The organism is Achromobacter sp. 1L-A-4-B-C2 (assembly GCF_057291955.1).
Map to the genome: position 1 here is coordinate 493,669 of NZ_JBXAWP010000004.1, position 24,945 is coordinate 518,613.

General features: G+C 65.1%; 20 protein-coding genes. 2 read left to right on the forward strand and 18 right to left on the reverse strand.

The window, feature by feature from the left end; all coding sequences use genetic code 11:
- Positions 1-30 precede the first annotated feature (30 nt).
- The 9 genes from AC0Z35_RS20775 to glmS form a co-directional block, all read right to left on the reverse strand.
- Positions 31-2,094: a glycosyltransferase gene (locus tag AC0Z35_RS20775; protein ID WP_485132621.1), complete on the reverse strand. Its 2,064-nt coding sequence runs from the start codon at positions 2,092-2,094 to the stop codon at positions 31-33.
- Positions 2,091-4,571, reverse strand: coding sequence for a hypothetical protein (locus AC0Z35_RS20780; RefSeq protein ID WP_485132622.1), 2,481 nt, complete (start codon positions 4,569-4,571; stop codon positions 2,091-2,093). Before AC0Z35_RS20780 ends, AC0Z35_RS20775 begins: the two co-directional genes overlap by 4 nt.
- Positions 4,572-4,610: 39 nt before the next feature.
- The gene (locus AC0Z35_RS20785; RefSeq protein ID WP_082134506.1) at positions 4,611-5,870 is read right to left on the reverse strand and encodes a nucleotide sugar dehydrogenase; all 1,260 of its coding nucleotides are present in this window, start codon (positions 5,868-5,870) and stop codon (positions 4,611-4,613) included.
- Positions 5,871-6,476: 606 nt separating this feature from the next.
- Complete coding sequence (locus tag AC0Z35_RS20790; RefSeq protein ID WP_485132623.1) at positions 6,477-7,961, reverse strand: efflux transporter outer membrane subunit; 1,485 nt, start codon at positions 7,959-7,961, stop codon at positions 6,477-6,479.
- Positions 7,962-7,971: 10 nt separating this feature from the next.
- Positions 7,972-8,901 (reverse strand): HlyD family secretion protein, encoded by a 930-nt coding sequence (locus AC0Z35_RS20795; protein ID WP_219991552.1) that lies wholly within the window; start codon positions 8,899-8,901, stop codon positions 7,972-7,974.
- The gene (locus tag AC0Z35_RS20800) at positions 8,894-9,088 is read right to left on the reverse strand and encodes a DUF1656 domain-containing protein (protein ID WP_219991551.1); all 195 of its coding nucleotides are present in this window, start codon (positions 9,086-9,088) and stop codon (positions 8,894-8,896) included. The genes AC0Z35_RS20795 and AC0Z35_RS20800 overlap by 8 nt, the downstream gene beginning before the upstream one ends.
- Positions 9,078-11,105, reverse strand: a complete 2,028-nt coding sequence (locus tag AC0Z35_RS20805; protein ID WP_485132719.1) for an FUSC family protein — start codon at positions 11,103-11,105, stop codon at positions 9,078-9,080. Before AC0Z35_RS20805 ends, AC0Z35_RS20800 begins: the two co-directional genes overlap by 11 nt.
- A gap of 243 nt (positions 11,106-11,348) precedes the next feature.
- The gene (locus AC0Z35_RS20810; RefSeq protein WP_485132624.1) at positions 11,349-12,281 is read right to left on the reverse strand and encodes a LysR family transcriptional regulator; all 933 of its coding nucleotides are present in this window, start codon (positions 12,279-12,281) and stop codon (positions 11,349-11,351) included.
- Between the two features lie 48 nt (positions 12,282-12,329).
- The gene (glmS, locus tag AC0Z35_RS20815; RefSeq protein WP_104144725.1) at positions 12,330-14,162 is read right to left on the reverse strand and encodes a glutamine--fructose-6-phosphate transaminase (isomerizing); all 1,833 of its coding nucleotides are present in this window, start codon (positions 14,160-14,162) and stop codon (positions 12,330-12,332) included.
- A gap of 150 nt (positions 14,163-14,312) precedes the next feature.
- Between glmS and AC0Z35_RS20820 the strand changes: the two genes are divergently transcribed.
- Positions 14,313-14,813 (forward strand): Lrp/AsnC family transcriptional regulator, encoded by a 501-nt coding sequence (locus AC0Z35_RS20820; protein WP_485132625.1) that lies wholly within the window; start codon positions 14,313-14,315, stop codon positions 14,811-14,813.
- A 115-nt stretch (positions 14,814-14,928) separates the two neighbouring features.
- On the opposite strand, the gene AC0Z35_RS20825 is transcribed toward AC0Z35_RS20820, so the two are convergent.
- The 6 genes from AC0Z35_RS20825 to AC0Z35_RS20850 form a co-directional block, all read right to left on the reverse strand.
- Positions 14,929-15,987 (reverse strand): glycosyltransferase family 4 protein, encoded by a 1,059-nt coding sequence (locus AC0Z35_RS20825; RefSeq protein ID WP_485132626.1) that lies wholly within the window; start codon positions 15,985-15,987, stop codon positions 14,929-14,931.
- Positions 15,984-17,306 carry a UDP-glucose dehydrogenase family protein gene (locus tag AC0Z35_RS20830; RefSeq protein ID WP_104144722.1) on the reverse strand — a complete coding sequence of 441 codons (1,323 nt, stop codon included), beginning with the start codon at positions 17,304-17,306 and terminating at the stop codon, positions 15,984-15,986. The genes AC0Z35_RS20825 and AC0Z35_RS20830 overlap by 4 nt, the downstream gene beginning before the upstream one ends.
- Positions 17,307-17,407: 101 nt before the next feature.
- On the reverse strand, positions 17,408-18,886 hold the full coding sequence (locus tag AC0Z35_RS20835) for an MFS transporter (protein ID WP_485132627.1): 1,479 nt from the start codon (positions 18,884-18,886) through the stop codon (positions 17,408-17,410).
- Complete coding sequence (gene glmU / locus AC0Z35_RS20840; protein ID WP_485132628.1) at positions 18,886-20,259, reverse strand: bifunctional UDP-N-acetylglucosamine diphosphorylase/glucosamine-1-phosphate N-acetyltransferase GlmU; 1,374 nt, start codon at positions 20,257-20,259, stop codon at positions 18,886-18,888. Before glmU ends, AC0Z35_RS20835 begins: the two co-directional genes overlap by 1 nt.
- Positions 20,260-20,325: 66 nt before the next feature.
- Positions 20,326-21,189 carry a PhaM family polyhydroxyalkanoate granule multifunctional regulatory protein gene (locus AC0Z35_RS20845; RefSeq protein ID WP_485132629.1) on the reverse strand — a complete coding sequence of 288 codons (864 nt, stop codon included), beginning with the start codon at positions 21,187-21,189 and terminating at the stop codon, positions 20,326-20,328.
- Positions 21,190-21,227: 38 nt separating this feature from the next.
- Positions 21,228-21,899: a glycine zipper 2TM domain-containing protein gene (locus tag AC0Z35_RS20850; protein ID WP_319307773.1), complete on the reverse strand. Its 672-nt coding sequence runs from the start codon at positions 21,897-21,899 to the stop codon at positions 21,228-21,230.
- Positions 21,900-22,042: 143 nt separating this feature from the next.
- On the opposite strand from AC0Z35_RS20850, the gene AC0Z35_RS20855 reads away from it, so the two are divergent.
- Positions 22,043-22,270, forward strand: a complete 228-nt coding sequence (locus AC0Z35_RS20855) for a DUF3717 domain-containing protein (RefSeq protein ID WP_046805299.1) — start codon at positions 22,043-22,045, stop codon at positions 22,268-22,270.
- Positions 22,271-22,348: 78 nt separating this feature from the next.
- Here AC0Z35_RS20855 and AC0Z35_RS20860 read toward each other — a convergent pair whose 3' ends face one another.
- Genes AC0Z35_RS20860 through AC0Z35_RS20870 form a run of 3 tightly spaced genes read right to left on the reverse strand, consistent with a single transcriptional unit; the run spans position 22,349 to position 24,921 of the window.
- Complete coding sequence (locus AC0Z35_RS20860; protein WP_485132630.1) at positions 22,349-22,963, reverse strand: SCO family protein; 615 nt, start codon at positions 22,961-22,963, stop codon at positions 22,349-22,351.
- 16 nt (positions 22,964-22,979) lie between these two features.
- Positions 22,980-23,873: a heme o synthase gene (cyoE, locus tag AC0Z35_RS20865; protein ID WP_046805297.1), complete on the reverse strand. Its 894-nt coding sequence runs from the start codon at positions 23,871-23,873 to the stop codon at positions 22,980-22,982.
- Positions 23,874-23,886: 13 nt separating this feature from the next.
- Complete coding sequence (locus tag AC0Z35_RS20870; RefSeq protein WP_485132631.1) at positions 23,887-24,921, reverse strand: COX15/CtaA family protein; 1,035 nt, start codon at positions 24,919-24,921, stop codon at positions 23,887-23,889.
- Positions 24,922-24,945 lie beyond the last annotated feature (24 nt).

Below are 24,945 nucleotides of genomic sequence, written 5' to 3' on the forward strand. Positions count from 1 at the left end.
CTATTGGACCTTGAAAAGACCTGCCGCCGATCACGCAAGCATGCGTTGCATCTGCGGGAAGTCGATGCGTTCGTCGTTCTCCGAGACGGCCATGACGGGCACGCACAGGCTCAGGAACTTGGACAGCATCGCGTCGAGCGAAAACAGGTCTTGTGCCCGTTTGCGGCTCTGCGCCTTCAATGACTCGTTACTGCGCACCAGGTCGACCATCGACTCCACCTTGTCGCAGGCTTCTGTCATGTCGGGATGTTCGACGTCGCTAAGCAGGTGGCCCGTTTCGTTTTCGACGAAGCATTCGCCAGCACCACCGGCGGGTGTCGAAATCACCGGAACGCCCAACAGCTGCGCTTCGATCAACACGTTGGGCAAGCCTTCATAGCGCGACAGCAGCACGCTGGCGTCCATCTGCGAATACCAGTAGCCCACGTGATTGGATAAGCCCACCAGCAGCAGCCGGTCAACCACGCGCAGCTCTTCCGCCAGCGCGACGATGTTGTCGTGCAGGCGTCCATCGCCCACGATGACAAAGCGTGCCTGGGGTCGTCGCTTCAGGTACATCGCGGCCATCTTGATCCATAGCTGCGGCCGCTTGTCCGGCTCCAGCCGGAACACGCCGCCGACCGTCTCGGTGGCATCGGCGGTGGCTTGTTTGAAGGCCTCCCACTTCTGCTCGTCGACGGGCGACGCGTTGGTGGCCAGGTCAGGCACGCCGTTGTACAGCACGTGAAAGCGCACGACCGGAATGCCCAGCCACTGCGCATACGCCTCGGCGGCGGTGCGGCTGTTGCTGACGAAGTACACGCCCGGCACTTGCGCCAGCGCCTGGAACAGCTCGGGATACTCTTCGCGGAATCGGTCCTTGCGAATGTTGGGCGGCAGCCCGCGAAACACCAGGTGGATGGTCGGCACACCGGCCAGCAACGCGGCCAACGCGCCGAACAGGCACGTGCCGTCCTGCCACAGGCTGACAACATCGAACGGATTGGCGCGCAGCACCGGCGCCAGGCGCGTCACACCGTAGTGCACGGGCGGCGGCAGTTGTTCCAGCATGCGGCCCAGGCGGCCATCGGGCACCGATTGGTGCGCCACCGAAATGGCCGGCAGCTTGTTGATCTCGGTCACCGGAATCTGCGCCTGCACCAACACCGGCAGGAAGAAGTCCAAGCCCTGCTTCTTCTTGGTCGAGCCCGCCGGTTCGGTGTGCTGCTTGACCATGACCTCGACCTTCTCGGGCCGCATCACGACGTCAGGCAGTTGCCGATCCGGTTGAGCCGCCATGCGCGTCAACTCGCCAGCCAGGCGGGTCAACTGGCGCTCGGCGCCGCCAGGGCCCAGGCTGCCCGTCACCAGGGCGACGGACACGGCCTTTTCCGGCGGTTGCTCGGCGATCTTGCGGTTGCGAAAGTGCAGGATGGCGTGCTTCATCGACACGATCCGCACGTCCTTGCCCGCCAGGCCGCCTTCGGGCTCCAAGCCCTTGAAGAAGGCGTAGTCGGCCGCCAGCGCGGTGGCCAGTTCGGCCGCCTTGCTGCCGGGCGCCAAGTGCGCGGCGACCGGGCGGATCGCTTCATACGCGTCCGCCAGCAAGCCGCGCTTGCGCAGCCGCTTGGCGAATTCGACGCGGATATTGCGATCCGTGTGTTCCAGGATCAGCCGCCGGAACAGCTGGTCCGACTGCTCGTGCGCGCGGATGTCGCTAAGCAGCTTGGCGCGCGAGAACAGCCGCGACGGGTTCTCGGACGAGGCCGGCAGATGCCGGTCGACCAGGGACAAGGCCTCGTCCAGATGCCGTTCCTTGACCAGTCGCGTCGCGCAATAACGCACGATCTGCAAGTCGTCGGGGCATTCTTGAAGCAAGGTTGCCCACTGCTCGGCCATCCCTTCGTTCAAGCCCGCCGATTCCTTCAGCCGAAGCAACAGGAAACGGACCTTGGAATCTTCCAGATGATCGCGCGCCAACGCTTCGGCGCGCGCCAGGTTTTCTTGTGCGACCTGGACCCGCACCGACGCCGTGACGATCTCCTCCAACTGGGCATGCACCCATTGGAGATCGGACGAAACGTCCGCCCGTTCGGTAGTCAGTGGGGTATTCATGCTGCCTTCCTTCGGTTGGCTTTTTCGATCCACACCAGGCAGCGATCGATGTAGTGATCGAACTGCGTGGGGTTATCGGACAGTTCGCGAAGGCGGCGCCAGTACGGCAGGGCCTGTTCGAAGCGATGCAGGCGCATGGCGCCGACGGCGGCCAGGCGCAGGCCGATGGCGTCGTTGGGCACCAGTTCCACGATGCGTTCGCCCAGCGCCAGGCGCTCGGTGGTGCTGGCCGGATCCAGCGCGCGTGCCTCGGCGTACAGCACGGCGATGATGCGGCGCTTTTCGTGCTCGACTTCCGTCATCTGCGGCCACGACTGGGCGACGCGTTCCAGCAGGTTCCACGCGGCGCGATGATCGCCGGCGGCCAGCAGTTCGCGGGCGCCTCGAATAGCGCGCGGGCCGAGCCTGCCCAGTTGGCGTTCGGCTTCGTCCTTGGCGCTTTGGTCGGCCGAGGCGTTGGCCAGCACCGCCTGGTAGGCGTCGATGGCTTCACCGAACCAGCCACCGTTGAAGGCCACGCGGGCAAAGTACAGCTGCGTGCTCAAGGGCGCGGCCTTGTCGGCGGCGGCTTGCTCCAGATGGCGCATGGCGGTTTGCTTGTCGCCCAGCGCATCGGCGGCGCGGCCACGCATCGTGTCCAGCTCGGGGAAATCAAGCTGCGTGTCCAACGCGACGTCGGTCAGGTCGATCACTTCCTTGTGGTTGCCGGCCAGCAGCGCGGCGCGCACGCCAAGACGCATCGCCCGTTCGAACGCACGCTGTGCGCGCACGGCGGTCAGGGCGTCGGGGTTCAGCAGGCGGTGCGCGCAGATGCGTTCGGCGGCGTCACGCAGACGGCCGTCTTCCAGTGCGCGAGTACCTTCTTCGGCCCATGCGGTGGACTGCGATTGCAGCCAGGCGCCGATGTCTTCGTGCTCGCTATTGGCCAGGCCGCAAGACGCGGCCAGCGCGGCGGCGGCCATGATGCAACCGCGCCACGAAGCTTCTTTGACCAGCTCCAGCGCGTCCATGTCTTCCAACGCGGGCGATTCGGCTGCCAGGGCGCGCAGACCGGCGCGGTCACCGGCCAACAGGCGGTCGCGCCACAGCACGGCAAAGCCGCGGCCATGCGTCGGGATGGCTTCGCGCACTTCATTGACCCAGCGGATCACGGCTTCCATGTCGCCGCCGGTCTGCAACAGCGACAGCACCGTGTCGGCCGCTTCCAGCGCGGTGGCGTCGGTGGGCGAGGAGATGCGGAACAGCTGCTTCCAGTTGCCCAGCGACTCATCCACATAGCCCAGCTGGCCGGCGGAAACCGCCGCGATGCGCACGATTTCGGGCGTTTCGATTTCGTCGCCCAGAAGGCCGGCGGCAAGCGAGTACGCCAGGTCGTGGCGGCCCAGCTTGAAGTGGTTACGCATCAGGATCTGCTCGGCCTTGCTGCCGGTGGCCAGGGCGCCGTCGGCGCTGCCCAGCAGGGCGAGCGAGCCTTCGTAGTCGCCCAGTTCTTCCTGGATGCGCGCAAACAGCAGCGTGTGTTCGGGCAGGCCAGGGTGGCGGCGCAGCACGTCGCGCACGCGGCGCGATGCTTCGCGCAGGTCGCCGGCATCCCAGATCTTTTCGATGCGTTCCGCGCTGTCGTCGGCGCCCAGCTTGGGCACGGCCACCTGCGTGGTGGACGCGCTCATGCGCGGACGCATGTAGTTCTTGAACCATTCGTGGCACAGGCGTTCGGCGAAGACCTGCGTGTAGTGCGTCAGGTCCAGCCCGCCGTCTTCCATCGCGTCGGCCTGGCCGATCTTGCTCATCAGCGGCGTGGGGTCGTAGCACGGCACGCCGATGCGCTGCGCGCTGGCGGCCACCGTGGCGATCAGTTGCGCGCGTTGTTCGATCGGCACGTTGTCCGGCGTCAGTGCGTTGACGTGGGTGACGAACACCACCTTGTCGTGGCCCAGCAGCGCGACCAGGTCACGCATTTCGGCTTCGATCTCTTCGTCGGTCTGATCGCGCTTGACGATGCGCGACAGCAGTTCCTGGTCATCGCGCGACAGGCTCTTGAACACGGCGTCCTGGTCCAGCTGCGCACGGCGCTCGGCAAGCCGATCGGTGCTGGCCAGTTGCCAGAACATGCGGGTGCGCGTGCGGTCAGCGAAGAACTCGCTGAAGTAGCGCCCCAGGTAGTTCGATTGAATGGGATGGCCGTCGATGGTCAGCAGCTTGCGCGAGGACAGCTCAACCATGTAGAGGTCGGCCGGCTTGTGCGTACCACGGCGAGCCTGCTCGCCATTCGAAGGACGGAAGATCAGGCGCTGTACGTCGGCCGGAATGTCGGCCTGGCCGAACATGAAGCGCGCCTGTTGCAGCGCCTCGGCGCTGGTGTGCACGAAACCGTAGTTGCGCCCGAGTTGCAGCTTGATCGGGTAGCGTCCCACGGCATCGCGCAGCGGCGTATGGATCCGGCAGGTGCCGATCGGAGCGATAGTAAATGCAGTCATCCAGGGTCTCTCCTGTAGTGATGGATAGCGAGCCTGAACTTAAAGAGTCCAGTACAAGAGGTCGGGGGCAAGGCGTTTGCTATCCAGCACCGACTTCAAGTCGCACACCATGCCTCCACTGTTGACCAAGCCGGGGATGTCTTCCCAGATGGTCTCCATGGTTTCGCGGTGGGGCACCGCGAGAATCAACACGTCCATGCCGCCGAATTGCGCGCGGGGGACGAGCTTGATGCCGTATTCGTGTTCCATCTGCTCGGGGTCGACCATCGGGTCGCAGGCAACCGGCGTGATGCCGTAGCTGCCCAGCGCCTTGTACAGATCGACGACCTTCGAGTTACGGATGTCGGGCACGTTCTCCTTGAACGTCATGCCCAGGATGCCGACGCGGGTGGACGCATTCAGGCGGCCATTGCGGGCCAGCGTCTGCACGATGCGCTGCGCGACGTGGTTGGCCATGCCGTCGTTGATGCGGCGGCCCGACAGAATGACTTCGGGGTGGTAACCCAGTTCCTGCGCCTTGGAGGTCAGGTAGTACGGGTCCACGCCGATGCAGTGCCCGCCGACCAGGCCGGGCGAGAACTTCAGGAAGTTCCACTTGGTGCCGGCGGCGTTCAGGACTTCCGAGGTGCGGATGCCGACCAGATCGCAGATCTTGGACATCTCGTTCATCAGCGCGATGTTGATGTCGCGCTGGGTGTTTTCCAGCACCTTTGCGGCTTCGGCCACCTTGATGGACGAGGCGCGGTGCACCCCGGCGTCGATGATCTTCTCGTACACGCCGGCAATGATTTCCAGCGACGCTTCGTCCTGGCCGGATACGATCTTGACGATCTTTTCCAGCGGATGCTCGCGGTCACCCGGGTTGATGCGTTCGGGGCTGTAGCCCAGCTTGAAGTCGATGCCGCAGCGCAGGCCGGACACTTTTTCCAGCTCGGGGCCGCAGATTTCCTCGGTGGCGCCGGGGTGGACGGTGGATTCAAACACCACGATGCAGCCCGGACGCAGCACGGGTCCGATGGACTGGCACGCGCGCACCAGCAAGGAAAAATCGGGGTTGTTCTTTTCGTCGACGGGCGTGGGAACGGCAACCACGAAAAAGTCGCACCCTTCCAGTTCAGAGATCTGGTCGGTAAAGGTCATTGCAGAGGCACGCAGGACGTCGTCTTCAATCTCGCCGGTCCAGTCGTGTCCCTCTTTCAGTCGTGCGATTCTCCGCTTATCCACATCAAAGCCGATGACATCAAAGCGCTTGGAAAATGCAACGGCTACGGGCAGGCCGACATATCCAAGGCCACACACTGCGATTCTCTTTACCACGGGGGCCTCACTGTTTTCGTCGTGTCGTAGACACTAGAAATCGACACCCAAGGACGCGTATTCGATTCGAAATCGATATACGACTGTCCCTATTGGGCGGACTGATTACTTAAGGAAAGTTACGGCTCGAAACGTATACATACCCGTTTCTTGATGAGCCAACGAATCGTAGAGGGGCCAGACAGCAATATTCTTTCTAAAAATTTTTATTGCTGTGGAAATGAGTCAGAGCGCCCGTAATAAACCCCGGGATTTCCCTCAAATAATTACATTCATTACACAAACCGCAACACAGGAACGCCGGGTAATTGTGAGTGAATATAAAAAAGGGTATTTCTTATTTTTGTTTAACCATACTGAAAAACATAATGCCCGTTCAGCGGCAATTTATTAATAGCCTAAAGCAATAATTCTGTAATGCAAAATCGTTGTGTACAAGGCAGTCATAATCGGCCGGATAATGCCCTGCAAACAGCTGCCATCAAACGCACTTGGCCCATCGCATGCGGTGGGCCAAGTGCTTGATATGAAAGACGCTTACCGTTCATGGCCGGCGCCGCGTACTTAACTCTCCACCGCATCAAGGCGTCATTGCGTCGCCGTTATTTCTTTGGCGGCCGCCTGAGCGGGTTGGCCGACCGATGTCGTGTCCGACCAGCCCACCCCCAGCGCTTTGTACAAGGCTATGCCTCCCTGTAGTTGCGCCACCTGACTCAGCGCCAAGGCATCGCGCGTCTGGTTCAGGCTGCGCTGCGCCACCAGCACGGGCAGATAGGCGCTCAACCCTCGCGCGTAGAGCTGTGAGGCCTGTTGCAGGGCCAGTTGGCTGGCGGTCACGGCTTTCTGTAACGCGGCTTGCCGTTGGCGTTCGCTGGTCCATGCCGTCAAGGCGTCCTCTACGTCGCGCAGCGCCGAACGCACGTCCCGCTCGTAGACGCGCCGCACCGCGTCGGCGTTGGCCTGTGCCGCAGCCACGCCGGCTCGCGCGCTGCCGGCGTCGTAGACAGACTGGCTGCCCTGCATCGCCGCCGACCATGCCAGGCTGGCGCCTGAGAACAGGTCGTGGATGACGCTGGCGGTGGTGCCGAACTCCAAGGGAATACGGAATGTGGGGAAGCGTGCGGCCTCTGCCACGCCGATTTGCGCCGTGGCGGCGGCCAGGCGCCGTTCGTCCGCCCGCAGGTCGGGGCGTTGGCGAATGACGTCCGAAGGCAATGACAGCGGCAAGTCGGCCGGCATGGGCAACGCCGGCGCGGACGTTGCCAGGTCGGCATGCCAGTCCCCGGGAAACCCGCCCGTCAGCACACCGATGGCATGGCTGAAACGGGCGATGTCTGCTTCCCGCAGGGGCGGCTGCGCCTCGGCAATCTCGCGCTCGGCGCGAGCTTGGGTAACGTCGGCCAGCGTGCCCAGACCACCGCGGTGCGCCTGCTCGGCCAAGCGTTCCGCCTCGGCCAACGAACGAATGTTGTCTTGCGCGATGGCCAGGCGCAGTTGCGCGGCGCGCAGCCCGGCGTAGTCGGACACCAGTTCGGCCACCAGGCTCACTTGCAGCGCACGATGGTCCTCGGCCAACGCCTGGATACCGGCGTCGGCGGCCTCGACCGCGCGACGCGTGCCGCCAAACAGGTCCAGCTCCCAACTCGCATCGAACCCCAGATGCCAGGTTCGCGCCCGCCCGCCCGGCTGCGAGCTAAGTGCCTTGCTGCCGAGTGCGGCCTCGCCGGCGGCGCCGACCGAGACCTCGGGCCGGGCGGCCGAGGCAATTTGCACGCGCTCGGCGCGTGCCTGGCGCAGGCGTGCCAAGGCGATGTCCAGATCCTGATTGTGCGCCAGGGTCTGTTCGACCAGCCGGTCCAGCAAGGGATCCTGGAAGGCGCGCCACCAGGTGCGCAAACCATCGTGGTCGCCATCGGACATGGCGGCGTCGGCCTCAATCCAGTGCGCGGGCACATCCAGCGTCGGCGTGCGGTAGTCCGGGCCGTCGGCAGTGCAGCCGTTCAGCAATGCCAACAGAAAAGGAAGCAGTGCCCGCCGAAGGCGTGCTTGCGTGTGAGGGATGGGTACATGCATGGCCTTGTCCTTACAACCAGCCGTGCAGCAGCGAGATCAGCCGGCCCTGCGGCACCGGCGTACCCGCTGAGGGCGTGACCTCGATGCTGCCGGTCATGCCGGCCGCCAGCACGACGTCATGCGGGACATGCTCGAACTCGATGCGCACCGGGATGCGCTGCGCCAGCCGGACCCAGCTGAAGCTGGGTTCCACGCTGGGCAAGCCCTGCGCGTCGGCCTGCTGGTTGCTGTCGGTAATGCCTCGCCCGATGCTGGCCACCCGCCCCGGCAATACCTGGTCGAACCCCATCAGGCGGATCCGCGCCGCCGCACCGGGTTGGATGCCGCGCAGTTTGGTTTCCTCGAAGTACCCGGTGATCCAGAAGCTGTGGGCATCGATCAGCGCGATGTTGGGCTGGCCCGTCACGGCGTAGTCGCCCTTGTTCAACCGCAGGCGCGTGATGTAGCCATCGGTTGGCGCGCGCAATTCGGTGCGTGCTTGATCCAGCTTCGCCCTGTCCACGGCGACCTGTGCACTGCGTAGGTCGGACCGCGCGATGGCGACCGCCTGGTTCGCCCGCTGGATGTCCTCGGCCGGCACCAGGCTTTCCATGCCACGGCGCCGCCGCGCCTCTTCGGTTTTCTGGCGCAAGAACACCTCGGCTGATGCCAACTGCGCTTCGGCCTGGGCCAATGCCAGCGCGAAGCTGGCATTGTCGATGCGATAGAGCAGGTCGCCCTGTTTGACGTATTGATCGTCCATGACCGAGACCTGGACGACGGTGCCTGACACCTCGGGAGCGATACGTACGATTTGCGCGCTGACACGGCCATCGCGGGTCCACGGGGCGACGACGTAGGCGCGCCACAGCGCAGTGACCAGAAAGCCGGCAGCAACGACCACCGCAAGGGTGAGTCCTGCCCGCAGCAGCAGCTTGGCGGGAAATAAGCGTTCAGACATAAAGCACCAGCAGGGAAACAAGGCAAAGGGAAATGGCGAACTCGAACAGGCCCGGATGCCACACCCAACGCAGCACCCCGCAACGCGCCAGCACAAAGCGAAGGCCCATATAGAGCGGCAAGGCCAGGCAGGCGTAGACAAAGAACGGCGGCAGGTAGATGCCGCCCAACGAAAATTCACTGAGCATGGGTGTGGCCTTCAGAGGGGTACGGATCGTCGTTCGCATGGCGTTCCAGCAGCGCGGCGATGTCGAGCAGCACGACCGTCACGCGCCGCACGTCATCCGTCGTGGCGCCGGACCGCACCGGCAAGCGCGCCAAGGCGGTTGCGGCGCGGCGGGCATGGCGTGCGGCCCGCGCGGGATCCCCTACCCGCCGGCGCAGATGGCGCAGCGTGCGCGCCACCACGCGCGGCCACTCGGCGTGCTGCGGCGCCTGGCGCAGCCAGCGTCGCAGGCGCAGGATTTCCCGACCCAGATGCAGGCTCGCCAGCGCCTGGGCGATGGCGCGATCCATCGCCCGCGGCTGCGTCCTGAGCAAGGCGCCCAGTTGCGCGATGCGGTGTTGTTGTCGCCATTGCCAGGCCGATGCATCGGGCGGCACGCCGCGCAAGGTGCCCAGCGCCGCGTCGCGGATGCGCCGGCGCAAGCGCGTGACGTCGCGCGCCAGGTTGCGCGGCAGCACGATCCTGAATCCAAGCAGCGTGAAACATGTCGCCAGGACCCACGCCACGGCGCCATTGAGGAACAGTGCAAAGTCGTAGCGCATGGGGTTGTCCGCCGCCGCCAGTGTCGTGAACGCCACCAGATACGCCACGCCCGCCAGCGCATAACGCGGCATCGTGGTGGCATACACACCGGGCAGCCAGAACAGGCCCAGGACGACCAGCAGCAGCGGCAGGCCCGAGACGTGCGGCAGCACGATGAAGGTGCACAGAAAGGCCATCGCCACGGCGGCCACCGTGCCCTTGATGAATTCGACGGCACCCAGCGCGGGATTAGGCGCGGTGGACAGCAGGGCGCATGCCGCCGCCAAGCCCGCCAGCATCATGTTGCCTTCCGTCCAGCCGGTGACGATCCAGAAGGCGCCGCCCATCAACACCGTCAACAGGGCGCGCACGCCATTCTGGAGGGCCGCCACCGTGTCGCGGTGAAACGGCACGGAGACGCGCGCCGGCGTCGGCCTGGGGTGGTGGAAACGCTTGATGCCGTCGATGGCTTGCAGGTAATCGTCCAACTGCTCGATCAGGCGATCACCGGCGATCATGAGCGCGGCCTGCTCGGAGGCATCGTCCAGCGAGGTCGAGGAAAGGACGGCCACCAGCCGGGCGCGCAGGTCGATCAGCCGCCCGATGGCACGCGTCGTTGCGGTCGGGCCGCGTTCGGTCGGGCCGCGTTCCTGCCGCAAAGCCTGCGCGACCTCCCGCCATGCCTGCTCCCATTCGGGCTGCAACGCCCTAAGCGCGGCGAGGCCGGCGCGGTGTTCGCACCAGGGCGGCGCGCCGCCCACCAAGGCGGAAAACAACGACACCATCGTGTGCCGCACCGTGCCGGCACGATGGGCCAGATCGGCGGACTCGGCCTTGCCCAGCGCCAGCAGATCGTCCACGCCATACAGCTCGGCGATAAGTGAACGCCGTCCGGCGTCAAGCGGCTTGGCGCCCGGCGCCGCGCTACCTTGAATGGCCTGGTGATGCGTTGCCAACACGCCCGCCGTGGCGGCCGCAAGGCGGTCGAGCAGTATGGCCAGGCGGCTATGCACGCTGCGGCTGCTGAACAAGGCCGACACCAGCGCCAGGCAGACCACGCCGATCAGCACCGACGCGCCGCGCCCCATCACCTGATCGAAGGTGCGTTCCGGATGCTGCATGGCGCCGTAGGCCGCCAAGCCCACGGTGTAGCCCGCCAGCGTGGCGCCATAGGCCCGGAAATGACGCAGCAGCGTCATGCCCACCACGCACCCCCCCAGCCATACGCCGAACCCGAGCAGGAAAAGCCAGGGCATCTGCCCGAAGGCGCTCATCAGGACGAAGGCGGCCAGCATTCCGGCCAGCGTGCCCAGCACCCGCCACACCCCCTTGCCGATCACGCCGCCCTGGACAGGGTTGATGACCAGCAGCACGCTGGAAGCCGCCGCGTAGGGCGCGTGCAGTTCCAGCAGATAAGCCACCACCAGGGCCAGCCAGGCCGCCAGGATCGAACGCATCACATAGGTCGCGCGTGGCGTCGTCAGATCGAGATATGGCAGCCCACGCGCCAACCGCTCCCGAAACCGGGAAAGGCGTGGAAAGACGCCCGAATTCGCTTCAGGCACGTTCGCCGACTGCACGATGCAACCCTTCTACAGTGATCAATACGCGTCACTGTAGGCAGGGCCGATCATTCCGAAAAGTGTATTTATTGCACTCGAACGATTGCGCGATACGCACGCATCGGGGCAAGCTCTGCGCTATGGCTTGGCGCGCTTGGCCGCCTGCGCCTGGCTCTCGTTGCAAAGCGTATGAATGGTCTGCCGCAGCCATTGATGGGCGGGATCGCCCTCCAGGCGCGGGTGCCAAGCCTGGGTCAGCAGCACCGTTTCCAGCGGTGTTGGCAGGTCGAACACGCGAATGCGCAGGCCCGCGGACAGCGCGGTGCTGGCCAGATGCCGCGGCAAGGGCAGCAGCAGATCCGAATCCTGCAACGCGAACAGCGCCGTGTACGGATTGGGCACCACCAGGGCAACGTGCCGACGCAGCCCCTGCGCCTCCAGCGCGGCATCGAGCGGCCCGGCGGCCTTGCCGCGCCGCGACACGTTGATGTGCTCCCAGCGCGTGAGGCGTTCGGGCGTGATCTCGTCGTCGAAAATCGGATGGTTGGCGCGCGCGACGCCCACGAACGTCGTGGTGAACAGGGGCTGCACACGAATCTCGGGCCCCAGCTTGCGCGAGGCGCTGATGAACAGGTCGATACGGCCATTGCGCAGCGCCTCTTCGTCCACGTCGTCTTCCTCTGGCGAAAAGCGCAGCATCGCCCGTGGCATCTCGCGCGCCATCGCATCCAGGAGATGACCCAGATGGATGCTCACAAACTCATCGGTAGCGCGGACATTGAAACGCCGATCCAGCAATTTCAGGTCGATCTGGGCATCGGTAGCGAACACCTGCGAGGCCTGTTCGACCGCCGCGCGCACTTGCTCGCGCAATGCCAACGCTTTCGGTGTCGGCATGAGCTTGCGACCGACCTGGACGAACACGGGATCGCCCAGCGCCTCCCGGATGCGGCTCAAGGTGCGGCTCATCGCCGGCGCGCTCAGGTGCATGCGGCGCGCGGCGCCGATAACGCTGCCCTCGTCGAGCAGCGCATCGAGCGCCAGCAGAAGATTGAAATCGGGACGTGGCATGGCAGCCCCTTTTTCTCGTTTTCAGAACCTGAAAGATGAACCTCGGCGTTATTCCACCGTGACGCTCTTGGCCAGGTTGCGCGGCTTGTCCACGTCGGTGCCGCGCGCGCATGCCGTGTGGTACGACAGCAGTTGCAGCGGGATCGTGTGCAGGATAGGCGACAGCTTGCCGTAGTTTTCCGGCATGCGGATCACGTGCATGCCTTCGGCGCTTTGGATCTTGCTGTCGGCATCGGCAAACACATACAGCTCGCCGCCGCGTGCGCGCACTTCCTGCATGTTGGATTTCAGCTTTTCAAGCAGCTCGTCCTTGGGCGCGATGGTAACGACGGGCATGTGCTCGGTCACCAGCGCCAGGGGGCCGTGCTTGAGTTCGCCGGCCGGGTAGGCTTCGGCGTGGATGTAGCTGATTTCCTTGAGCTTCAACGCGCCTTCCAGGGCGATCGGATAGTGCATGCCACGGCCCAGGAACAAGGCGTTTTCCTTGGACGCAAAGCGGTCGGCCCACGCCATGATCTGGGGTTCCAGCGCCAGCACCGAACCGATGGCCACCGGCAGGTGACGCAGCGCCTTCAGGTGGTCCGCTTCTTGTTCTTCGCTGAGGTGGCCGCGCACTTGCGCCAGCGCCAGGGTCAGCAGGAACAGCGCGGTCAGCTGCGTGGTGAAGGCCTTGGTCGAGGCCACGCCGATTTCAACACCGGCGCGCGTGATGTACGACAGCTTGCATTCGCGCACCATGGCGCTGGTGGACACGTTGCAGATGGTCAGCGTCTTGTCCATGCCCAGCGAACGCGCGTGCTTGAGCGCGGCCAGCGTGTCGGCGGTTTCGCCCGACTGCGAAATCGTGACGACCAGCGAGCGCGGATTCGGCACGCTGTCGCGGTAGCGGTATTCGCTGGCGATTTCCACGGCCACCGGAATCTTGGCAATGGATTCGATCCAGTACTTGGCGGTCAGGCCGGCGTAGTAGCTGGTGCCGCAAGCCAGGATCAGCAGCGAATCGATGTCCTTGAAGATCTTGTAGGCATCGTCGCCGAACAGCTCGGGTGTGATCGATTCGATGTCTTGCAGCGTATCGCCCACGGCGCGCGGTTGTTCGAAGATTTCCTTTTGCATGTAGTGGCGGTACGGGCCGAGTTCGGCCGCGCCCGTGTGCACGTGCACGGTGTGCACCTCGCGGTCCACGTTCTTGCCGTTGGCGTCCACGATCCACACACGCGACAGTTGCAGGTCGACAACGTCGCCATCTTCCAGATAGATGATCTGGTCCGTGGTGCCGGCCAGCGCCAGCGCGTCGGACGCCAGGAAGTTTTCGTTCTGGCCCACGCCCACCACCAGCGGCGAGCCTTGGCGCGCGCCCACGACGCGATGCGGTTCATCGCGGCAGAACACGGCAATCGCATAAGCGCCATGCAGGCGGCGCACGGCGTTTTGCACGGCTTCGAACAGGTCGCCCGCGTACAGGTGGTTCACCAGGTGCGCGATGACTTCGGTGTCGGTCTGGCTTTCGAACACATAGCCGACGGCTTGCAGTTCGGCACGCAGTTCGTCGTGGTTTTCGATGATGCCGTTGTGCACCAGCGCGATACGGGGCTCTTCATTGCCCAGGTGCGAAAAGTGCGGGTGCGCATTGTGCGTGGCGGGCACGCCGTGCGTGGCCCAGCGCGTGTGCGCAATGCCGGTAAAGCCCTGGACCTTGTCCTGGGCAACCTGGTCGGCCAGCTCGGCAACGCGCTGCGTGCTGCGCGTGCGGCGCAGGTGGCCGTCTGCATACACGGCGACGCCGCAGGAGTCGTAGCCGCGATACTCCAGCCGCTTCAGGCCTTCAACCAGGATCGGGGTGATGTCGCGCTGGGCGACGGCGCCAACAATGCCGCACATAGGAAAACTCCACTTAAGTTCGGGTACCGACGCATTGTGCGCGAGGCACCAAGAAATATGATTTCTTATTATTGCTTCGTTTGGAATTTAATTTACTTACGTATTTGTGATTAAATTATCTTTCGTAGAACCGAGATTTTTGAATTAATCATGCAAAACCCGACGCACCCTCCCGCTTTGCCGCAGCCGGAACTGGACGATCTGGACCTGCGTATCCTTGAGCAACTTCAAGTAGACAGTTCACTGACGAATCAGGACCTGGCCGCGCGCGTGCATGCGTCGCCTCCCACGTGCCTGCGTCGCGTGCGGCGCCTGGTGGACGAAGGCGTCATCGCCCGCCAAGTCGCCATCCTGGCGGCCGAAAAGCTGGGCAGCACGTTGACGGTAATCGTGGAAATCACCCTGGACGTCCAGGCCGCCGAAAGCCTGGACGCGTTCGAGCAAAGCATGCTGACCGAGCCCGCGGTCTTGCAGTGCTACCGGGTGTCGCCCGGACCGGATTTCGTGGTGATCGCCCAAGTAAAGGACATGCCCGCCTACCACGCGCTGGTCCACCGCGCGTTCACCGCCCAGGCCAACGTGCGCAACGTGCGCACGTTCTTTTCGGTGCACCGGGCAAAATTCGAAACGCGGATTGATGTCAGGGAGTGAAGCGGGATCGGCGCGGACGCAATGTTGTCCCCTGGTGCCTCGCGGGCGCTTTTTGCCGGCAACAGGCCCGCAGCCGATTTGGACTACCCCGCGTCGAGCAAAAAACGTTTAGAGGCTAGGCCCGACCCAACAAGCGCGCGAACTGCGCCAGATAGCGGTTGCCCATCTTTTGCACGTCGTGTTCGCTTTTCACGTACTCGTACGCGCGTTGTGTGATGTCTTGCCGGAAGGCCGCGTCGTCCAGGCAGCGGGCCATGCCGGCGGCCATGGCCTGGTGGTCGCCCACGGCCACCAGCACGCCGCGGCCGTCGGCCAGGCTTTCCTTCAGGCCGCCCGCATCGGTGGACACCACCGGCACACGCTGCAAGAAGGCGTCCAGCACGCTGCTGCCCAGCGCTTCTTCTTCGGAGCTCATGACGAAGACGTCAAGGATGCTGTAGAAGTCTTCGACGCCTTTGCGAAAGCCCGCAAAGCGGTAGACGTCTTCGATGCCAAGACGGCGGGCTTCGTCCTTGGCCTGCTGTTCGCGGTCGCCGCCGGCGCCAAAGTGCAGAAAGACGAAGTCGCGGCGCGTCTTGGCCAACTCGCCCACGGCGCGCACGAGCGTCACGGGGTCTTTGTCGCGGATCAGCGCGGCGGACGTGGCCATGACCTTCTTGCCGCTCAGGTCGAATTCACGCACCAGGTTGGCGACGTTCTCGGCGTTGATGGCGTGCGGTTCGACCGCGCTGCGGATGATGACGGGCTCAATCCCCAGCCGGCGCGGTTCGCTGGCGGCCATCTCGCTGATGGCCACGAACAAGTCGGCGTGGCGCCACTTGAAGCCGGTTTTCCATTCGTCGCCGGGCTTGACCACGAACGACGTGCGCCGCGAGAACACCACGGGGCGGCGATGCAGCCATTTGGTCAGCACGGCCCACGTGATGGTGTTGGCGGTTTGCGCGTGGATGATGTCATAGCGGCCGGCACCCGCCAGAAACGCCAGCTGCCCGGGCACGTTGCGCCGCGTATGCGCCACAAACCCTTCCTGGCGCGCGCGTTCGGCCAACGGGGCGCCTTCCCGGCACATCACTTCGACATCGTGGCCGGCCTTGCGGAACGCGCGCATGCAATACAGCGTCTGCCGTTCGCCGCCGCGCCAGCCTTTCTCGAAGTTCAGTTGCAGGATCTTCATGCGCGTCCGATACCGGAATACTCGAAGCCCATGCCGCGCACGTCGGCCGGCGTGTAGAGGTTGCGGCCGTCGATGATCAGCGGCGTTTTCAGCAGGGCCTTCACGCGGTCGAAGTCCGGGGCGCGGAAGACTTTCCATTCCGTGGCGATCAGCAGCGCGTCGGCGCCGTCCAGCGCGTCGTACATATCGGTGGCGAAACTGATGCCGGGCTGCCCGACCATCACGCGGGCGGCCTCGTGCATGGCAACGGGGTCGTAGGCGCGCACTTCGGCGCCGCGCCGGGTCAGTTCGGCAATGACGGTCAGGCTGGGCGCCTCACGCATGTCGTCGGTGTTGGGCTTGAAGGACAGGCCCCACAACGCGATCTTGCGGCCGCGCAGGTCTTCGCCGTAGCGCGCGACCAGCTTTTCGGACAGACGGAATTTCTGCGCGTGGTTGGCGGCTTCGGCCGCTTCGATGACGCGCATCGGCAGTGAATTCTCGGCGGCCGTATTGACCAGCGCCTGCACGTCTTTCGGAAAGCAGGAACCGCCGTAGCCGGCGCCCGGGTACAGGAAGTGGTAGCCGATGCGCGGGTCCGCGCCGATGCCACGGCGCACCTGCTCGATGTCGGCGCCCAGCGCTTCGGCCAGGTTCGCCATTTCGTTCATAAACGAGATACGCGTGGCCAGCATGGCGTTGGCGGCGTACTTGGTCAGCTCGGCCGAACGCACGTCCATCACCATCAGGCGGTCGTGCGTGCGCTGGAAGGGCTCGTAGATGCGGCGCATGACGCCGACGGTGTAGTCGTCGTCGGCGCCGACGATTACGCGGTCGGGGCTCATGAAGTCATTGATGGCCGCGCCTTCCTTCAGGAATTCGGGGTTGGACGCCACGCTGAAGGGGATGTCGACCCCGCGCGCGTCCAGTTCCTTGGCCACCACGGCGCGCACCTTGTCGGCGGTGCCCACCGGCACGGTGGACTTGTCCACGATCAGCTTGCGCGACGTCATGTGGCGCGCGATGTTCTGCGCGGCCGCCAGCACGTACTTCAGGTCGGCCGAGCCGTCTTCGCCAGGCGGGGTGCCCACGGCAATGAACTGCACGTCGCCAAAGGCCACGCTCTGCGCGACGTCGTCCGTGAATTGCAGGCGGCCCGCCTGCACGTTGCGGCGGACCAGGTCTTCCAGGCCGGGCTCGTAGATCGGGATGCCACCCTGGCGCAGGAGGGCGATTTTTGCCTCGTCCAGGTCCAGACACATGACGTCGTTGCCCATGTCGGCCAGGCACGCTCCCGACACCAACCCAACGTAACCGGTACCCACGACCGTGATTTTCATGCCTGCACGCCTTCAAATAAGGAATTTCGCGCGCCTGGCAAAGGGAAGCAGGCGCCGGCCGCCATTATAGAAGCGGCCGGGACCCAGGGGCGCAACGGCCGCTAGGCACGCAGTTTGTTGAATCGGACCGTATTCACCACCACCGCCAGCGCCGCGCAAATGGTGCCCAGCACCAGCGCCAGCCCGGGGCCATGCGCCAGGCTGACGCTGAACGCGATGGCCACCAGCGCGGTGCCGAAACTTTGGCCGAACACGCGCGTGGTGGCCTGCAAGCCGCCCGCCGCGCCGCTGCGAGAGCGGGGCGCGGCCGACAGCATGGCGCGGTTGTTCGGAGTCTGGAAGAAGCCGAAGCCCACCCCCGCCACGAACATGCCCGCCACGATGGGCCAGTTGGACACCGTGGCCGGCAACAAGGTCAGCCACAGCATGCCGATCACCATCGTCGCCGCCCCCACGCCGCTCAAGGTGGCGGCCGAGTAGCGGTCAGACAGGCGGCCCGCCAGCGGGGCGATGATGGCCGTGCCCACGGGCCAGGCGCCCATCAGCATGCCCACTTCCAGATACGGCCGGCCCAGCACCTGCTGGAAATAGAACGGCAGCGAGACATACGACGCCATCTGCGCGGCGAACGTGCAGGCGGACGCCCCCACGGCAAAGGCAAGCGGCCGGATGCGCAGCAGGTCCACCGGCACCAGCGGCGCCGGCTGCTTGCGCGCGCGGCGCACCAGCACCAGCCCCGCCACGGTCGCAATGGCCACCAGGCCGATACCGCGCAGCAGATCCTGCCCCATCATGTCGACGCCGGAAATGAAGACGCCCAGCGTCGCCATGCACAGCAAGGCGCTGATCCAGTCCAGCTTCACATCGTTGCGCGGCACTTCGGGCAGGTGGCGCAGGCCGAACATGGCCAGCACGCAGATCGGCAGGTTGACGGCGAAGATCCACGGCCACGGGGCCACCGACAGGATGGCGGACCCGATGGTGGGCCCCAGCACCGACATCACGGCCACCGTGGTGGCGTTGATGCTGATGCCCCGGCCCAGCATGTGCAGCGGATAGATGTTGCGCACGAGGCCACCGAACATGCACATCAGCGTGGCGGCGCCCACGCCCTGGAACACGCGCGCGGCGGTCAGCTGCCACAGCGTGCCGGCCAGCGCACAGCCTAGCGATGCCAGCGTGAACAGGATCAGGCCGAAGGTGAACATGCGGCGAAAGCCGATGCGTTCGGCCAGCGCCGACAGCGGCAGCAGCGCCATCACCACCGCCAGGTTGTAGGCGTTGACGATCCACACGGCCTGCGCCGGGGATGCGTTCAGGTCGACGGAAATCGTGGGCAAGGCCACGTTGGCGATGGTGGTGTCCAGCACCGACAGGCTGATCCCTGTCATGACGGTGGCGGCCGCCCAGTACCGACGCGGCGCCGGCAAGCCGTCGGGCAGCGCGCTTTTGGCGCTGCCGTTGGGGCTACTGTTGGGGCTACTGTTGGGGCTACTGTTGGGGCTGCTGTTGGCGCTGCCGTTGGAAGCGCCCCGGGGGCCGCCCGAGGCGCTGTCCGGGGCAGGGTCGTTCTGCGCCATCACGACTTCTTCGCGGGACGCTGCCAACCCTCAACGGTAAGCTGCTTGGCGCGCGAGACGGTCAGCTTGTCGGCCGGCGCATCGCGGGTAAGCGTGGTGCCGGCGCCCAGCGTGGCGCCACGGCCGACGCGCACCGGGGCCACCAACTGCGTGTCCGAGCCGATGAAGGCGTCGTCTTCGATGACGGTGCGGTGCTTGTTAACGCCGTCGTAATTGCAGGTGATGGTGCCCGCGCCCACGTTGACGCGTTCGCCAATGTCGGCGTCGCCGATGTAGGCCAGGTGGTTGGCCTTGCTGTCGGCGCCCAGCACGCTCTTTTTGATTTCGACGAAGTTGCCCACATGGCTGCGGTCGCCCAATTCAGCGCCCGGACGCAGGCGGGCATACGGACCCACGCGCGCATCGCGGCCCACTTCGGCCTGCTGCAAATGGCTGAACGCTTCAATCTGCGTGCCCGCGCCGACGCTGACGTCGCGCAACACGCAATGCGGGCCGACACGCACGCCGTCCGCCAGCGTGACGTTGCCTTCGAATACGCAGCCCACGTCGATGAACACATCGCGCCCGCAAAACAGGGTGCCGCGCACGTCGAAACGGGCGGGGTCGGCCAGCGTGACGCCGGCTTCAAGCTGGCGGCGGGCCTGTTCGCCCTGCCAGCGGCGTTCCAGTTCGGCCTGCTGCACGCGGCTGTTCACGCCCAGCGTTTCCCAGCCGGCGCCCGGCTGCGCCGCGCCCACGGGCACGCCATCGGCCACGGCCAGGCCCACCACGTCGGTCAGGTAGTACTCGCCTTGCGCATTCTTGTTGTCGATGCGGGTCAGCCAGTCTTTCAGCTTGGCGGTCGGCGCGGTCAGGATGCCGGTATTCACTTCCTTGATGGCGTGTTCGGCGTCCGACGCGTCCTTGTGTTCAACGATGCGGCACACGTTGCCCTTGTCATCGCGCACGATGCGGCCATAGCCGGTGGAATCGTCCAGCACTTCGGTCAAGACGGCGGCGCCCGCGCCGCGCGCATCCAGCAGGCGTTGCAGCGTGTCGGGCTGCACCAGCGGCACGTCGCCGTACAGCACCAGCGTGACATCGTCCTTGCCATTGCCTTCTTGCAGCAGCGGCACCGCCTGCTGCACGGCGTGGCCGGTGCCTTGCTGCGGCTGCTGCAACACGAAGTGCAGATCCGGCTGGCCTTCAAAGTCCTGTTTGACGCGGTCCGCGCCGTGGCCCACCACAACGATGATGCGCGCGGGTTTCAGCTGCCGCGCGCTGTCCAGCACATGGGCCAGCATGGGTTTGCCGGCCAGCGTGTGCAGCACTTTGGGAAGGTTGGACTGCATGCGTTTGCCCAGTCCGGCGGCGAGGATCACTACATTAAGCATAGGTTCAGATAGGTTAAGAGACGGCGCAAACGGCCTTGCGACCGATGCGAGTCGATTGGAAGGAGATCAGGGCTTGCCGTCGGCAGGCCCGGTTTTCTTGGAGGCCCGAGGAGCGGTCTTGGCGGCGCTCTTCGAAGCGGACTTGGCCGCGGTCTTGCGGGCGGCGGGCTTGGAAGCCTTGGGCTCGGACTTGGCGGCGGCCTTGTTGTCCTTGGGTTTGGATTGACCGGCGTCGTCACCGGCCGTTGGCGCGGCGGGATTGGTCGGCATGGATGCGGCGGTGGCGGCGGCGATCTGGTTGAACTGCTGCTGCAGCAGATCCCACCAGGCCTTGGAGGCGGACTGGGCGGCGGCGCCCATCTGCTCGGTCATGCCCGGCCCGGCAGATTCGGACGCAGCCGCGTTGTTGGGGTTGGTGGCGTCCGCAGCGGCATCGGCGGGCGGCGCGTCTTGAGGCTTGTCATCGCGCGCGCTGAACGCAGACGATGATGATGGCGCGGACGAACCCGACGATGCCGGCTTGGCGGCGGACTTCGGCGCGGGCTTCAAACCCAGCACCACTTCCAGCGGCGAGGCCGCGCCGCTATCGCGCACGGCGTTCATGTCCATGCTGGCCGCGCTGTCCACAAACGCGCGCAGCGTGCTGATCGTGGAGCGCTGCACTTCCATGCCTTGAATGGTGGAGGACAGCATCGACAAGTTCATGCGCAGCCAGTTCTCTACCGAGCGCAATTCGGCGATACGGCGGTCCAGGTCTTCAAGATTCATGGGAGGCGCCATCGGCAGGCTGCTGGCCAGGCCGCCCGGGCCGGTCAACCCCGCCCAGGCCTGGCGCATCATTTCCATGCTGGCCAGCAAGGGGTTGCCCGACAGATCGGAATTCTGCCCCATGCCAGGAAGGACGAACGGGTTGGTGAATTGGTCGCTCATGCCAGGTCTCCCCAAAGACTAGTGCCGCCGGCCGCGGATCATCCGGGCAGCAGCTGGTTGTTTTCCACACGCACGTGGTCGCCGGACGCAAAAGCAAACGGCTGCGCGCTGCGAAACTGGCGCGCACTGCCGTCGCTCATGCGGACCGTCAGCTCATAGTGCGTCACCGTTTGTTGCTGTCTGATATTACGCTCAACTTCGCGGCCTGCCAAAGCACCGCCGACTGCGCCAAGCACCGTCAGCGCCGTCTTGCCGCTGCCTCCGCCAAATTGATTACCCACTACGCCGCCCACCACGCCGCCACCGATGGTGCCGACCAGGTGATCGCTGTTGTCCTTGACCGGCACCTGCACCTGGCGGATGGTTTCCACCACGCCACAGCTCTGGCAAGCCTGCTGCGCCGGGGCGGGCGCGGGTGCGCGAGGGGCCGACGCAGACGCCGGGCGGGCCTGCTGCGTCGCGGGTGCGGATGGCTGCGCCTGACGCGTAGCCGGTGCCGGGGCGGGCTCTGGTGCGGGCGCCAGGTTAGCGCTCTCGGGGCCGGCTTCGGCCACGGGCGTATCGGCGTGCGGGTTGGCCGAGGGCGAGGGCAACCAGCCCATCACCGCGGCCACGCCCACTGCGCACATGACGATCACGGCGATGGCGGCTGCCGCAACCAACGGGTGCAAGCCGCTGCGCGGGCTTTGAATTCGGGTGGATGTATTCATGACGATGCTCCATCGTAACTAACCGGCATCGGTATAGCACCCGGGCGCGGTTTCGGCATGTTGCGATGGTGACGCTTCTTTGCAGGCGTTGCAGCGCGTCGCGGCGCGGTGGACAGCCTTGGGCATTCGTGGACAATAGGCGGATGGATTCCATTTCCCTGCCCCAACTCGAACAGGCGATCAATTACTGGCGCAACGTCTCGCCGTCTGTCGGCGACGAATCGCGCCTGTGCCCGGAAGCGGCGGCGCTGGCCACGCCCTATGCCTTGATGATCATTTCGCACCGCCACGACATCGCGGTTGCCGAACTGAATGAAAAAGCCCAGGCGGCGTTGGCCGGCTGGGCTGCTGCGGGCACTACGGCCCGCTGATTTTTCTGCTGATTCTTCTGATCGTCGAACTGATCCCTGCATGGATCCCTGTGCGGATCCTTCCCCGGCACCACTGCCTCAGTTCTTGAGCAGCGCCTGGATGTCGTGCGTCAGCGCGTCCACGCCCAGGTTGTTATTGGCCAGCACGCGCGATTCGCCCTTGCCATCAATCAGGTAGAACGCGGCGGTGTGATCCATCGTGTAGTTGCCGTCCTTGGTGGGGGCCTTGGCGTAGTACGCCTTGAACGATGCCGCCGCCTTCTTGATCTGATCCGGCGTGCCGGTCAGCCCCAGAAAACGCGGGTCGAAAGCCGTCACGTACTGCTTGAGCACTTCCTGCGTGTCCCGCTCCGGGTCCACTGTAATCAGCAGCACCTGCACGCGGTCGGCGTCCTGGCCCAGCTTTTTCATCACCTCGGTCAGCTCTGCCAACGACGTGGGACACACGTCGGGGCACTGCGTGAACCCGAAGAACACCACCACCACCTTGCCGGCAAAGTCGGATAGCTGACGGCTCTTGCCGTTGGTATCGGTCAGTTCCATGCCACGGCCCAGTTGGGTACCGCTGATGTCGCTGCCCTTGAACTTGGGCGCGGCATCGCCGCAGGCGGCAAGCGCGCCGGCAAGAACCGTCACGGCGGTGGCGGCGGCAAGGCGCAGGCCCAGCCGGCGGCTGGCGGAAAACACGGACATCAACAACCTCCAGGGGTCAGCGCAGCAGGCCGACCCAGTGGTCCACCAGCAGGGCGCCGAATAGCAGCGCCAGGTAGAGAATGGAAAAGCGGAACATGCTGCGCGCCAGTTCGTCGCTATAGGCGCGGTACAACCGCCACGCATAGGACACGAACATGCCGCCCAGCACCAGCGCCGACAGCAGATACAGTGCGCCGCTCATGCGGATGGCGTAGGGCAACAGCGTCGTTGCGACCAGCGCCACGCTATAGAGCAAGATGTGCAGGCGCGTGAACTGGTTGCCGTGCGTCACCGGCAGCATGGGCAGGCCGGCCTTGGCGTAGTCATGGTTGCGGTACAGCGCCAGCGCCCAGAAATGCGGTGGCGTCCAGATGAAGATGATCAGCACCAGCACCCAGGCTTCGGCCGGAACCGAATCGGCCACCGCTGCCCACCCCAACGCGGGCGGCATCGCGCCCGACAGGCCGCCGATCACGATGTTCTGCGGCGTGCGCGGCTTGAGGATGACGGTATAGATAACGGCGTAGCCCACAAAGGTGGCAAACGTCAGCCACATGGTCAGCGGGTTCACCAGCGTGTACAGCACGAACATGCCCGCGCCGCCCAGCAAGCCGGACAAGCTCAATACCTGGAAGGCTGAAATGGTGCCACGCGCGGTGGCGCGTCGCGCGGTGCGCAGCATACGCGCGTCGACTTCCTGTTCGATCAGGCAATTGATGGCGAAGGCGGCTGCGGCAAGCAGCCAGATGCCGATAGTGCCGAACAGCACGCGGCGCATATCGGGTACGCCCGGCACGGCGAGAAACATGCCGATGACCGCGCAAAACACCGCCAACTGCGTAACGCGCGGCTTGGTGAGGACGAGGTATTGGCGGAACAATCCGGGTTGAGGAGCGGCAAGACTGGTCATAGTGGACCCTATTTTAAACGCGCACCGAATTGGGGCCATAGCCCCCTGCCGGCACGCTTCCCGCCGTGGACAAGCGCACCATCAGCACCACGGCGGCCAAGGTCAAACCGGCCGCGCCCCCATTGTGCAACACCGCGATCAGCAAGGGCCACTGGAAAAAGATGGTCGTCAGGCCGGTGAACAGCTGGGCGGCCAACAGCGCCAACATCAGCGTGGCCGGGCCGCGCAGGCCCGGTTCGACCCGCAACCGCCATGCCAGCGTGCCCAGGTACAGGAACACGACGAAGGCAAAATTGCGGTGCACCCAATGAATCGCGGTCAGCGCGGGTTGCGAGATCATTTCCCCTGAGGGCAGTTCACCCAGGCCACGGATCACGGAATAGCCGCCGTGAAAATCCATGTCCGGCACCCACTGCCCGTGGCACATGGGAAAGTCCATGCAGGCCAGCGCCGCGTAGTTGGTGCTGACCCAGCCGCCCAGCGTCACCTGCACCAGCAGCAGGCCGAAGCCCGCCGCCACCCACGGCTTCCAGCGCTTGGCCGCCGCGGCGATCGCCAGATGCGGGCGTTCACGCGCCGACAACCAGGTCATCAGCGCCAGCACCGACAAGCCGAACACCAGATGGGCCGTCACCACGGCGGGCATCAGCTTGTGCGTGACGGTCCACGCGCCGAACGCGCCCTGCACGCACACGGCCACCAGGGTGGTCACGGCCAGCGCGGGCGACCGGCCCAGTTCACGGCGATAGCGCCATGCCATGTAGACGATGCCGATGATGAGCATGCCCAGGATGGAGCCCACGTAGCGGTGGATCATTTCGATCCAGGCCTTGGACATGGTCACCGGGCCGAACGGCATGGCTTGTGACGCCTGGTGGATGTCGCCCTGCGCGCCCAGCGGCGTCACGCTGCCGTAGCAGCCGGGCCAGTCGGGGCAACCCAGGCCGGAATCCGTCAGGCGCACGAACGCGCCGAACATGATGAGGTCCAGCGTCAGGAACCAGGTAAAGAAAACGAGCTTGCGATAACGCGCTTTGATGCGTTCCATGTCAACCAGGAAAAAAAGAAAATG

Bases quoted from the DNA above. Each gene is read 5' to 3' on its own strand.
- AC0Z35_RS20800 (WP_219991551.1), bottom strand. From the start codon at position 9,088: ATGCTCAGTGAATTTTCGTTGGGCGGCATCTACCTGCCGCCGTTCTTT.
- AC0Z35_RS20860 (WP_485132630.1), bottom strand. From the start codon at position 22,963: ATGTCCGTGTTTTCCGCCAGCCGCCGGCTGGGCCTGCGCCTTGCCGCC.
- AC0Z35_RS20850 (WP_319307773.1), bottom strand. From the start codon at position 21,899: ATGAATACATCCACCCGAATTCAAAGCCCGCGCAGCGGCTTGCACCCG.
- AC0Z35_RS20830 (WP_104144722.1), bottom strand. From the start codon at position 17,306: ATGAAAATCACGGTCGTGGGTACCGGTTACGTTGGGTTGGTGTCGGGA.
- AC0Z35_RS20775 (WP_485132621.1), bottom strand. From the start codon at position 2,094: ATGAATACCCCACTGACTACCGAACGGGCGGACGTTTCGTCCGATCTC.
- AC0Z35_RS20780 (WP_485132622.1), bottom strand. From the start codon at position 4,571: ATGACTGCATTTACTATCGCTCCGATCGGCACCTGCCGGATCCATACG.
- glmS (WP_104144725.1), bottom strand. From the start codon at position 14,162: ATGTGCGGCATTGTTGGCGCCGTCGCCCAGCGCGACATCACCCCGATC.
- AC0Z35_RS20845 (WP_485132629.1), bottom strand. From the start codon at position 21,189: ATGAGCGACCAATTCACCAACCCGTTCGTCCTTCCTGGCATGGGGCAG.
- AC0Z35_RS20835 (WP_485132627.1), bottom strand. From the start codon at position 18,886: ATGGCGCAGAACGACCCTGCCCCGGACAGCGCCTCGGGCGGCCCCCGG.
- AC0Z35_RS20790 (WP_485132623.1), bottom strand. From the start codon at position 7,961: ATGCATGTACCCATCCCTCACACGCAAGCACGCCTTCGGCGGGCACTG.
- AC0Z35_RS20855 (WP_046805299.1), top strand. From the start codon at position 22,043: ATGGATTCCATTTCCCTGCCCCAACTCGAACAGGCGATCAATTACTGG.
- AC0Z35_RS20795 (WP_219991552.1), bottom strand. From the start codon at position 8,901: ATGTCTGAACGCTTATTTCCCGCCAAGCTGCTGCTGCGGGCAGGACTC.
- AC0Z35_RS20805 (WP_485132719.1), bottom strand. From the start codon at position 11,105: ATGCGTTCGATCCTGGCGGCCTGGCTGGCCCTGGTGGTGGCTTATCTG.
- AC0Z35_RS20810 (WP_485132624.1), bottom strand. From the start codon at position 12,281: ATGCCACGTCCCGATTTCAATCTTCTGCTGGCGCTCGATGCGCTGCTC.
- AC0Z35_RS20820 (WP_485132625.1), top strand. From the start codon at position 14,313: ATGCAAAACCCGACGCACCCTCCCGCTTTGCCGCAGCCGGAACTGGAC.
- glmU (WP_485132628.1), bottom strand. From the start codon at position 20,259: ATGCTTAATGTAGTGATCCTCGCCGCCGGACTGGGCAAACGCATGCAG.
- AC0Z35_RS20825 (WP_485132626.1), bottom strand. From the start codon at position 15,987: ATGAAGATCCTGCAACTGAACTTCGAGAAAGGCTGGCGCGGCGGCGAA.
- cyoE (WP_046805297.1), bottom strand. From the start codon at position 23,873: ATGACCAGTCTTGCCGCTCCTCAACCCGGATTGTTCCGCCAATACCTC.
- AC0Z35_RS20870 (WP_485132631.1), bottom strand. From the start codon at position 24,921: ATGGAACGCATCAAAGCGCGTTATCGCAAGCTCGTTTTCTTTACCTGG.